The organism is Rathayibacter sp. PhB152 (assembly GCF_003751395.1).
GTDB classification, from domain to species: domain Bacteria; phylum Actinomycetota; class Actinomycetes; order Actinomycetales; family Microbacteriaceae; genus Rathayibacter; species Rathayibacter festucae.
Map to the genome: position 1 here is coordinate 196599 of NZ_RJUT01000008.1, position 10937 is coordinate 207535.

The following is a 10937-nucleotide window of genomic DNA, read 5'->3' on the forward strand; positions in this document are numbered from 1 at the left end:
CCGCGGAGCGGGCTCGTCATGCTGATCGAGTAGCCCGCGGAGCGGGCGTATCGAGATCCACCGGCGTCAGAAGGATGCGTCTGCAGGGCTGCACTGCTGGCGACGGTGGGTCTCGATACGCCCCTGCGGGGCTACTCGACCAGCGTGCTGCCGGCGGAGTAGCGTCGCGCGCAGGACGCGGCGACGGCGCTGCGCGGACGGGAGTGCGGTCATGATCCGGAGCGAACGGGCCTTCAGCGGCTTCAGCGTGCGGGACGTCGAGGCGGCGAGGGCGTTCTACGGCGACGTCCTCGGGCTGGAGGTGTCGGTCAACGCGATGGGGATCCTCGACCTCGCCCTGCCCGGCGGCGGGAGCGCCATCGCCTACCCGAAGCCGAGCCACGTGCCGGCCGAGTTCACGATCCTCAACTTCGCCGTCGAGGACGTCGACGCGGCGGTCGCCGCGCTCAACGACTCCGGCGTCGTCACCAAGATCTACTCGGACAGCGAGATGCCGACCGACGAGAACGGCGTGATGCGAGGGCGGGGACCGACGATCGCCTGGTTCCGCGACCCGTCGGGCAACGTGCTGAGCGTCATCGACGCGGCCTCGTAGCGCCGTGGGACGCCGCCGTTAACGACGAAAGCCGGCCGCTTTCGCGACCGGCTTCCGTCTTCTTGTTGCGGGGGCAGGATTTGAACCTACGACCTCTGGGTTATGAGCCCAGCGAGCTACCGAACTGCTCCACCCCGCGGCACAAGAAGAGACATTACACGGGGATCAGGACCGATGCAAATCGAGCGGGCATCCGGAGCGGGCAGTGCCGTGCTCGGCGGCTCAGACGGGCTTCGTCGCCGTCCACGCGACACCGTCGAGGGCGCTCGCGGCGACCTCGAGACCGGTCGCCCGGAGGGCCTCCGCCGCGTCCTCCGTCGAGCGCTCCCAGGTGCGCACCGCCGGATCGTCGACGCGCGGCCGCGCCTGCGCGCCGATCACCGCGGTCCCACCCGGTGCGACGAACCACTCGACGATCCGCGCCCACTCCTCGAGATCGGGGAGCCAGGCGACCGCGTCCAGGGTCGTCACGACGGCGTCGAAGGCGTCGGGCTCGGGCAGCATGTGCCGCAGCTCGTAGAGGTTGGCGCAGACGAAGCGGGTCCGCTCGGCGAGACCGCGCTCGCGCGCCGCCTCGCGGGCCAGCCGGATCGCCGGCATCGAGAAGTCGACGCCGATGACGTCCTCGCCCCGCTCGGCGAGCAGGAGCGCGTCGCCCCCGGCACCGCACTGCAGGTGCAGGACCCGCGCCCCGGCCGGCACCGCCGCCCCGAACGCCCGGAGGGGCGCGCCGTCACCGGCACGCCCCTCCCAGTACTCCCGGTTCGGATCGAGCCACTCCCCTGCGCGCAGGTGCTCGCCACGATCGACCTGGACCATCGGCCTACTGCTGCCCCTCGGCCGCCAGCGCCCGCTGGAGCGCCTCGGTGAGCTGCTCGTCCGCCGCCGCGAAGGCGGTCAGGTCACCGGCCTTCAGGGCGGTCTCGCGGGCGGCGAGAGCCGTGCTCGCGTCGCTCAGCGCGGCCTGGAGCTCGGTCTGGTCGCCGGTCGGAGCCGTCCCGCCGGTGCCCGCGTCGCCGGTCCCGGTGTCACCCGTGCCCGGATCGGCAGTGTCGGTCGGCGTCGGGGTCGGAGTGACCACTGTGCCGGTGTCACCCGCGTCCGCTCCCGAGTCGCCGCCGAAGAGGCTGTCGAGGGCGGCGTCGAGGGTGTCCTCGAAGGCGATGTCGTCACCGAAGGCGACGAGCACCTTCTGCAGGAGCGGGAAGCTCGTGTCGCCGTTCGAGCTGACGTAGATCGGCTGCACGTAGAGCAGACCGCCGCCGACGGGCAGGGTGAGCAGGTTGCCCCGGGTCACCGTCGTGTCGCCGCGCTGGAGCAGTGCCAGCTGGTTCGCGACGGTCGGGTCGGTGTTGAACGCGTTCTGCACCTGACCGGGGCCGGGCACCGTGTCGTCGCTCGGCAGCTCGAGCAGCCGGAGCGTGCCGTAGCCGTCGGCCACCGCGCCCTCCGTCGAGCCCGCATCCGAGTCGGCGACGAGGTAGCCGGTGAGCACGTTGCGGCTCGCCGCACTGCCGGGTGTGCTCGCCGGGATGTAGGTGGAGTACAGCGAGTACGACGGCGTCTCGACGTCGGGCGTCTGCAGCGTCAGGTAGTACGGCGGCTGCAGCGTGTCCCCGCCGCCGACGGCGGCCGTGCTCGCTCCACCCGAGGTCGGGTCGTTCGGCGTGGACCAGGCGGCCTCGCGGGAGTAGAACGAGCCGGCGTCGGTCACGTGGTAGGTGCCGAGCACGGCGCGCTGCACCTTGAAGAGGTCCTCCGGGTAGCGGACGTGGCTGAGCAGGCCGGCCGACATCTCGCTGATCGGCTCGACGGTGCTCGGGAAGATCTTCTGCCAGGTCTGCAGGATCGGGTCCTCGGTGTCCCAGGCGTAGAGCGTCACGCTGCCGTCGTAGGCGTCGACCGTCGCCTTGACCGAGTTGCGGATGTAGTTGACGTCGTCGGTCGGGAACTGCTGCTGCGTGTTGGTGTCGGCGATCGCCTGCGAGAGGCTCTGCACCTCCGAGTACGGATAGTCCGCGGAGGTGGTGTAGCCGTCGACCACCCAGACGACTCGGCCGTCGACGACGGTCGGGTAGGCGTCCGAGTCGAGCGTCAGGTACGGCGCGACCTTCTGGACGCGCTGGACCGGGTCGCGGTCGTAGAGGATCTGCGACTGGTCGTTGACGCCGTCCGAGAGGAAGATCTGCTCGGACTGGAACTTGATCGCGTAGACGAGCTTCTTGAAGACGTTGTCGAGCGAGGGGCCGCCGTTGCCGTCGAAGGTCGTGTAGGTCTGCTGCTCGCCCTCGGTGCCCGACGGGTAGTCGAGCTCGATGTTGCGGTCGCCGTCGCCGCCGACGATCGAGTAGCCGGGCGAGTTCTCGCCGAAGTAGATCCGCGGCTCGTAGTCGCCGAGGTCACCGGTCGTCGGTACGCCGGACTCGATGAAGACGGGCTCGCCGTCGGACGAGCGCTGGTTGCCGTACGCGGCGACCAGGCCGTAGCCGTGGGTGTAGACGAGGGTCTGGTTGTACCAGGTCTGGTTGGTGCCGAGGCCGTTGAGGTTCAGCTCGCGGACGCCGACCACGGCGTCCTGCGTCGAGCCGTCGATCGAGTAGCGGTCGACGTCGAGCGCGTTCTGCTGGTCGCCGAAGGAGTAGTACTGGCGGAACTGCTGCAGCTGCGAGAACGCGTCGGTCACGACGGCGGGGTCGAGGATGCGGATGTTCGCCGTGGTCTCCGCGTCGGAGCGGAGCGCGCCCGGCTCGGCGTCGGTGGTCGCGTCGTACGGGATGACCTGGACGTCGGAGACGCCGTAGGCCTGCCGCGTCATGTCGATGTTGTCCTGGATGTACGTCGACTCGAGCGTGCGCTCGTTCGGCTCCACCTGGAACTTCTGGACGACCCACGGGTAGAGCGAGCCGACGAGCAGGCTCGCGACGATGAGGAGCGCGGTGCCGATGACGGGCAGGCGCCAGCGGCCGACGAAGGCCGTGATGATGAAGAGGACGGCGATCAGCGCGGAGATGGCGGCGAGGATCTGCAGGCCGGGGATCGTCGCGTTCACGGAGGCGTAGGTCGCGCCGGTGATCCGGGTGCCCTGGCGGCTGAGGGTCGCGTACTGGTCGAGCCAGAGGCTGACCGCCTGCACGAGCAGGTAGAGCGCCGCGATGATCGCCAGCTGGATGCGCGAGGACTTCGAGATGCGGATCTCGCGGCCGTTGATCCGGATCGCTCCGTAGAGGTAGCCGGTGGCGAGGGTGGCGAGCGCCGAGATGATGAGCACGGCCGAGGCGAAGCCGACGATGCTCTGGTAAAAGGGCAGCTCGAAGAGGTAGAAGGACGTGTCGAGGCCGAACAGCGGATCGACGTCGCCCGAGGGCGTGCGGTTCCAGAAGGTCAGGCTCGTCTGCCACCGGGTGGAGGAGGAGACGCCGGCGAAGAGGCCGAGGACCGCCGGGATGCCGAAGGTGGCCAGGCGCCGGAGCGGCTCGACGACCTGCTGGTAGCGGTCGATCTGCGAATTGAGCTTCGCGTAGACCGGGCGCAGCCGGTAGGCGAGCGTCAGGCTCACGAACACGGGGACGGCCATCGCGACGAAGCCGATGACGAAGAGCCCGCCCGCGGCGAACCACTGCGTCGTCAGCACCGAGAGGAACCCGAGCTGGTCGTACCAGAGGATGTCGGTGTAGAGACCGGCGAAGACGAAGAACGCCACCACCAGGACGGCGACCACCACGACCGTGACGGCGAGAACGCTCCGTCTCTTGCGCGGCGGGGCTTCGGTTGCTGCAGAACTCACGGATAAGCCTCTTGATGTGGAGATGTGACGGGAGGCTCCCCATGGTAGGCGACGACCAGCGAGGGGACCTGAGCGTCGCCCTCAGGGAGCGGCTCGGCGGCTCCGCCCTGAGCGGACAGGGCGGTTCGGCCGGGCGGTGGATCTCGATACGCCCGCTCCGCGGGCTGCTCGATCAGCATGCGGCGGACGCTCGGCGACTCGGTGGCCGCACATGCTGGTCGAGCAGCCCCGCAGGGGCGCATCGAGACCCGACCCGTCAGTTGATCGGGGTCGCGCCGTCGCAGGTCGGCAGGGCGTCGGTGTCGCCCGAGGCGACGCCCTTCAGCGCGGCGAGGGAGTCGTCGAGGGTGGCGACGCTGAAGACCTGGAGACCGTCGGGCACGTGGCCGACGACCTCGTTGCAGTTGTCGGCGGGCGCGAGGAAGTACTGCGCACCCGCGTCGACCGCGCCGAACATCTTCTGGCGGATGCCGCCGATCGCGCCGACCTCGCCCGCGGCGTCGATGGTGCCGGTGCCGGCGACGGAGGCGCCGCCGTTCAGCGCGCCCTCGGTGAGCTTGTCGATGATCCCGAGCGCGAACATCATCCCGGCACTCGGCCCGCCGACGTCGTCCAGCTGGATGTCGACCTCGAACGGGAAGTCGAAGGCCGCACCGGCGACGATGCCGATCACGGCCGCGCCGTCGTTGTCGACCGGGGTGACCTGCACGTCCTGCTCGGCCCCGTCCCGCTCGATGGAGAGGGTCACCGGCTGCTGCGTGCCCGAGGCCTGCACGGCCGCGCGCAGCGCGGGGACGTCGGCGACCGGCTCCCCCGCGACAGCGAGGATCTCGTCGCCGGCCTCGAGCGCACCGGCGGCGGGCGAGTCGTCCGGGACCTGTGCGACAGCGACCCGCTGCCCGATCGGATAGCCGAGCTCCGTGAGCGCCGCGGCGATCGCCTCCTGCTGCGAGTCGGTCATCTCGGCCTGGTTCGCCTGGTCCCGCTCCTCGACCGTCGAGGACGGCGGGAAGATCTGCGCGACGGGCACGACGGCCTTGGTGCGGTCGAACCAGGCGCTCGCGACCTCGATCCAGGTCGGCAGGCTCTGCGGATTGCCGACCACCGAGACCGTCAGCATGTCGAGCGTGCCCTCGGTGGGATAGGTCGTCTCGTCCGGGATGGAGATCAGCGGAACGTCCTCGCCGCTCGTGCCGAGGGTGTCGAAGACCGGGCCCGGCTGCTCGATCACGTAGGGGGCGGGGGTGACGCCGAGCCCGACGACGAGCGCGACGCCAGAGAAGAGGACCGCGGGCCCGACCCAGGCGCGCCGGCCGCGCGGGGAGGAGGGGCGCGGGTCGACGGAGAACAGCAAACGGGGGCCTCTCTGGGGACGTGCGGGGCGGCGGCGCCGGCGTGTTCGCGGCGGGCGGAAGCGGGTCGGGGCCGGGCGGTCGACTTCACGTCGTGGCTCCGGACGCTCGGGCTAACGTAGCTTGCACGACTGGGAGTCGTGTCACGATCCGTCGCCCGAACCGGGTGTGCAGAGGCCGGCTCCGTGCGATGAGAGAGGGCTCCCCGAATGGCCGAAGGCGACAACGCGGACCGACCGGGCGGCGGCTCGGAGGACGAGTTCCGCGACATGCTCCGGCAGTTCCTCTCGGGGAACGGCCCGATCGACCCGAGCCAGCTCGCCGGCGCCGCCGGTCTGCCGAACGACCCGGTCGCGCTGCAGAACCTGCTCTCGCAGCTGCAGAGCGCGATGCAGCAGTCCGGCGGCGGGATCAACTGGTCGCTCGCACTCGAGCAGGCGAAGCAGCTGGCGCGCGCCGAGTCGGTCCCGGTGACCGACGCCGTGCGTGCCCCGCTCGACGGCGCCTTCGGCGTCGCGGCGCTCTGGCTCGACGAGGTCGCCTACGTCTCCGAGCTGAGCCGCCCGCCGCGCACCATCAGCCGGCTCGAGTGGATCTCGCTCACGATGCCGGTCTGGACGCAGCTCGCCGAGCCGGTCGCCCTCAGCATCTCCGACGCGCTCACCGGCGTCATGCGCGACCAGGCCCCCGAGGAGATGAAGGCGATGATCGCCGGCGCCGAGGACATGATGCGCGGCATCGGCGGCACCCTCTTCGCCCTCCAGCTCGGTCAGGTGGTCGGCCAGCTGGCCGCCGAGGTCGTCTCCGGCGGCGACATCGGCATCCCGCTGCTCGAGGAGAACGACGCGGCGATCCTGCCGCAGAACGTCGCCGCGTTCGGCGAGGGCCTCGACATCCCGATCGACCAGGTGCAGATCTACCTCGCGGTGCGCGAGCTCGCCCACGCGCGGCTCTTCCGGCACGGCAAGTGGGTCCGGCTCGCCCTGATCTCGCAGATCACCGACTTCGCCCGCGGCATCACGATCGACACCACCCGCCTCGAGGAGCTGGCCGAGAACTTCGACCCGTCCAACCCCGAGGAGCTGCGCGACGCGATGACCTCCGGCGCGCTGATCCCGCCGAAGACCGAGGAGCAGCTCGCCGCGCACGGCCGACTCGAGACGATGCTCGCGCTGATCGAGGGCTGGGTGGACGTGGTCACCGCCGCGGCGACCACCCGCCTGCCCAGCGCCGGCGCGATCGCCGAGACCGTCCGCCGCCGTCGCGCGTCCGGCGGGCCCGCCGAGTCGGCCTTCGCCACGCTCGTCGGCCTGGAGCTGCGGCCGCGCCGCCTCCGTGAGGCCGCCGCGATGTGGCAGGCCGTCACCGACGCGGTCGGTCCGGAGGCGCGCGACGCGCTCTGGTCGCACCCCGACGTGCTGCCCGGCTCGGACGACCTCGACGACCCGACGGCCCTCGTCGCGCGCCTGAGCGCCGAGGCCCGCGGCGAGACCCCGGAGCCCGACGAGATGGACCGCGCACTCGAGGAGCTGCTGAACGGGACGACGCCCGCGGCGCCGGAGGGCGAGGAGCCCGAGGCCGGCACCGACGGCGGCCGTCCGGACGACGACGGCACCGCTCCCACCGGCGACCGACCGGTCTGATCCTCGCGCGGGAGGGGCCCACGACCTGTGGACAACTCCCGCGCCGCCGGGCAGCTCTCGGCCATGATCTCCCGATGGTCCTCCGGCTCGATCCCCGCTTCCCCCTCGTCTGGCGCTCCGCGACCGCGCTGCAGGTCGGACTCGACCACCCGCGGGTCGTTCTGGAGGGTGTCGGCTACGCCGAGGAGCTGCTGGTGCACGCCCTGCGGGTGGGCACCAGTGCGGGCACGGCGCGGCTGATCGCGATCCGCGCCGGCGCCTCGGACGCGCGCGTCGACGAGCTGCTCGCCACGCTGCGCCCGGTGCTGCTGCGGAGCATCGACCCGGATCCGCCCGCGCCACCGCGGGTGGTCGTCGAGGGCGTCGGCTCGGCGGCCGACGCCCTGCGCAGCCTGCTCCGCGGCGAGGGCTGCGAGCTGGTCGGCGAGGACGCGGTGCCCGCTCTCGCGGTGCTCGTCGCCGACTACGCCGTCGCTCCGGCGCGCGCCGCGCACTGGCTCTCGAGCGACGTGCCGCACCTGGCCGTGGTCTTCGGCGACGAGGCGGTCCGCATCGGCCCCCTCGTCGAACCGGGCGGCGGACCCTGCCTGCACTGCGCCTACCGCGACCGGATCGACCTCGACCCGGAGTGGCCGCGACTGGTGATCCAGGTCCTCGGCACCACCGCATCGACCCGCACCGCCCTCTCCAGTGCCGCGATCGCGGTCGCGGCGGCCGACGCGGCGCTCCGGCGGCTGCACGCCGGCTGGACCGGGCTGCGCAGTGTCGAGCGCACCTACTCCGACGCCTCCGGCTCGTTCAGCGAGCGGCGGCTGGAGCCGCACCGCGGGTGCGCGTGCCGATCTCTGCGAGGAAGCGCGACGGCTCCCGCCGCGTGACCCGGCCCACGGTCGACTGCGACCAGGAGAGCCGCAGCCGCTGACGCGCGCGGGTGATGCCGACGTAGAGCAGCCGGCGCTCCTCGTCGATCGCCTCGAGGCCGCTCGCATAGGAGATCGGCAGCAGGCCCTCGGTGAGGCCCATCAGGTGCACCGACTCCCACTCGAGGCCCTTGGCCGAGTGGAAGGTGGCGAGGGTGACCGCGGCGCGGTCCGGCTCGTGGTGCACCTGCTGGCGGGCGAGGAGGTCGTCGGTGAACTGCTTGAAGCTCCAGCCGGCCGGCGCCTCGTCGACCAGCCGGGCGAGCGTGTCCAGCGACTCCCAGCGCTCGCGCACGGCGCCCGGCGCCGACGGCGGCTCGGCACTCCAGCCGAGCGAGCGGAGGACGTCGCTGACCGACTTGAACAGCGGCTCGCCGGAGATGGAGACCGAGGCCGCGCGCAGCTGCATCACCGCCTGCTTCACCTCCGGCAGGTCGAAGAAGCGCTTGCCGCCGCGCAGGTGCGCCGCGACGCCGCGCTCGTGCAGCGCACGCTCGAGGATCGCGGACTGCGAGTTGGTGCGGAAGAGGATCGCGATGGCGGAGGGGCGTACGCCCGCCTCGATGTCGGCGGCGACGCGGGCCGCGACTCCCCTGGCCTCCGCGACGTCGTCGGGGTACGCGTCGATCGCCGGCTCCGGGCTCTCGGCGGCGGCGGGGGCGCTCGCGACGGAGTGCAGCACGAGCGCGCCGGGCCGGCCGCGCATCAGCCGGTTCGCGGTCTGCACGATCGGCGGCGCCGAGCGGTAGTTCTCCTCGAGGCGGACGACCGTCGCGGCCGGCCAGCGCGAGCCGAAGTCGAGCAGGTAGTCGGCGCGGGCGCCGGCGAAGGAGTAGATGGTCTGGCTCGCGTCGCCGACGACGCAGAGGTCGCTGCGGTCACCGAGCCAGAGCTCGAGCAGCCGCTGCTGGAGCGGGTTGACGTCCTGGTACTCGTCGACGACGAAGAAGCGGTACTGCTCGCGCACCTGCATCGCCATCGCCGGCTCGGACTCGAGCATCCCCGCGGTGACCAGGAGGACGTCCTCGAAGTCGATCTGCCGGCGCTGGTCCTTCAGCCCCTCGTACTCGTCGACCATCGCGACGGTCTGCTCGAGGGTGAGCCGTCCGGGCAGCGCACGGGTCCGCGCGGCCACCGCGTACTGCTCGAGCGAGAGGGCGGAGACCTTCCGCCACTCGATCTCGGCGGAGAGGTCGCGCAGGGTCGCGGTGTCCAGCTTCAGCCGGAGGCGCTCCGCCGCGTGCCCGAGCAGCCGCGCCTTGCCGTCGAGCAGCTGCGGCATCGTGCCGCCGACCAGCTGCGGCCAGAAGAAGCCGAGCTGCGAGAGCGCGGCGGCGTGGAACGTCCGGGCCATGACGCCGCCCGCCCCGAGCACGCGCAACCGGGAGCGCAGCTCGGCGGCCGAGCGGCTGGTGAAGGTCAGCGCCATCACGCGGGCCGGCGTGTAGACGCCGGTCGCGACGCCGTGCGCGATCCGGTGGGTGATGGTCCGCGTCTTGCCGGTGCCCGCGCCCGCCAGGACGCAGACCGGGCCGAGCAGCGCCTCCGCCGCCTCGCGCTGCCCCTCGTCGAGTCCGTCGAGCAGGGTCACGCGACGATGGGGCCGTTCTCGAGCGCTCCCCCGTACCAGTCCTCGATCATCGCGCGGGCGATCGACGAGCGGCCGGGCAGCAGCACCGACTCGAGGGAGTCGTGCAGCTGCTGGCGGGTGAACCAGCGCAGGGCGACGATCTCCTCGCCGTCCGGGAGGAGGTCGGCGGGCGCCTGGTCCTCGGCGAGACGCGCGGTGAAGCCGATCATCAGCGAGGCGGGGAACGGCCACGGCTGCGAGCCGAGGTACTGCGGGTCGACGACGCGCATCCCGGACTCCTCGAAGATCTCGCGGACGACCGCCGCCTCGAGCGACTCCCCCGGCTCGACGAAGCCGGCCAGCAGCGAGAAGCGGCCGGTGCCCCACATCGCGTTCGAGCCGAGCAGCAGGCGGTCGTCGGCGTCGAGGACGCAGACGATGATCGCCGGGTCGGTGCGCGGGAAGACCTGGCTGCCGTCGGCGGGCGAGCGGCGGACCCAGCCGCCCTGCTCGATCACGGTGGCCTCGCCGTTGCGCGGCGAGAAGCCGTGCGAGGCGTGCCAGTTGACCATCGCGAGCGCCTCGGTGAAGAGGCCGGCGTCGCGGTCGCTGAGGTGCTCGGCGAGGGTGCGCAGGGCGCCCCAGGCGGCGTCGTCGGGCTCGAGGGCGCTCGCCTGCTCGTCCGTGAGCACGGCGGCGACGACGGGAGTGCCCGCGGGCTCGCCCTCGGCGTCGACGGCGGTGCGGCCGAGGTAGAGGCGGAGGGCGCCGGCCGGCACGTCGGCCGCGGGGCGCAGGGCGAGGCGCTCGCCGTCGACCAGGGCGCGGTCGCCGCGCAGGAGGACGACCCGGGTCGCCGCATCGGCGTCCAGCTCGTCGAAGAGCTCGGGACGCGCCCGGGCGAGGTAGTCCCGGTCGACCGCCTGACGGGCGAGCGGGAGGCGGTCGGAGAAGGACGGGATCATGCGGGCTCATTTCGAAGCGGTGCCGGGGGACGGCCGGTGCGGGGCCGAGGAGGTGGCGGGCCGGGCGGCGGCCGGGAGGAGCGCGGCTCCTCGACGGCATCGGCTGGT

The 10937-nt window shown here is 72.4% G+C and carries 8 protein-coding genes and 1 tRNA gene; 3 read left to right on the forward strand and 6 right to left on the reverse strand.

What is annotated here, in order from left to right; all coding sequences use genetic code 11:
* Window positions 1-211 precede the first annotated feature (211 nt).
* Window positions 212-595 carry a VOC family protein gene (locus tag EDF36_RS18120; protein WP_123734055.1) on the forward strand — a complete coding sequence of 128 codons (384 nt, stop codon included), beginning with the start codon at window positions 212-214 and terminating at the stop codon, window positions 593-595.
* 65 nt (window positions 596-660) lie between these two features.
* Here the strand turns inward: EDF36_RS18120 and EDF36_RS18125 are convergent.
* From EDF36_RS18125 to EDF36_RS18140, 4 genes are all read right to left on the reverse strand, one after another.
* Window positions 661-734, reverse strand: a tRNA-Met gene (locus EDF36_RS18125).
* An 83-nt stretch (window positions 735-817) separates the two neighbouring features.
* Window positions 818-1414, reverse strand: a complete 597-nt coding sequence (locus tag EDF36_RS18130; RefSeq protein WP_123734056.1) for a bifunctional 2-polyprenyl-6-hydroxyphenol methylase/3-demethylubiquinol 3-O-methyltransferase UbiG — start codon at window positions 1412-1414, stop codon at window positions 818-820.
* Window positions 1415-1418: 4 nt separating this feature from the next.
* Window positions 1419-4379, reverse strand: coding sequence for a UPF0182 family protein (locus EDF36_RS18135; RefSeq protein ID WP_260300781.1), 2961 nt, complete (start codon window positions 4377-4379; stop codon window positions 1419-1421).
* A gap of 256 nt (window positions 4380-4635) precedes the next feature.
* The gene (locus EDF36_RS18140) at window positions 4636-5733 is read right to left on the reverse strand and encodes a PDZ domain-containing protein (protein ID WP_123734057.1); all 1098 of its coding nucleotides are present in this window, start codon (window positions 5731-5733) and stop codon (window positions 4636-4638) included.
* A 207-nt stretch (window positions 5734-5940) separates the two neighbouring features.
* Here EDF36_RS18140 and EDF36_RS18145 point away from each other — a divergent pair, with 207 nt between their 5' ends.
* Entirely contained in the window at window positions 5941-7374 is a 1434-nt protein-coding gene (locus EDF36_RS18145; RefSeq protein WP_123705098.1) for a zinc-dependent metalloprotease, read from the forward strand.
* A gap of 74 nt (window positions 7375-7448) precedes the next feature.
* The gene (locus tag EDF36_RS18150; RefSeq protein WP_123734058.1) at window positions 7449-8252 is read left to right on the forward strand and encodes a hypothetical protein; all 804 of its coding nucleotides are present in this window, start codon (window positions 7449-7451) and stop codon (window positions 8250-8252) included.
* Here the strand turns inward: EDF36_RS18150 and EDF36_RS21630 are convergent.
* On the reverse strand, window positions 8173-9885 hold the full coding sequence (locus tag EDF36_RS21630) for an ATP-dependent helicase (RefSeq protein WP_123705100.1): 1713 nt from the start codon (window positions 9883-9885) through the stop codon (window positions 8173-8175). The two genes, EDF36_RS18150 and EDF36_RS21630, sit on opposite strands and share 80 nt — an antisense overlap.
* Complete coding sequence (gene nudC, locus EDF36_RS21635) at window positions 9882-10829, reverse strand: NAD(+) diphosphatase (RefSeq protein WP_221181687.1); 948 nt, start codon at window positions 10827-10829, stop codon at window positions 9882-9884. Before nudC ends, EDF36_RS21630 begins: the two co-directional genes overlap by 4 nt.
* Window positions 10830-10937 lie beyond the last annotated feature (108 nt).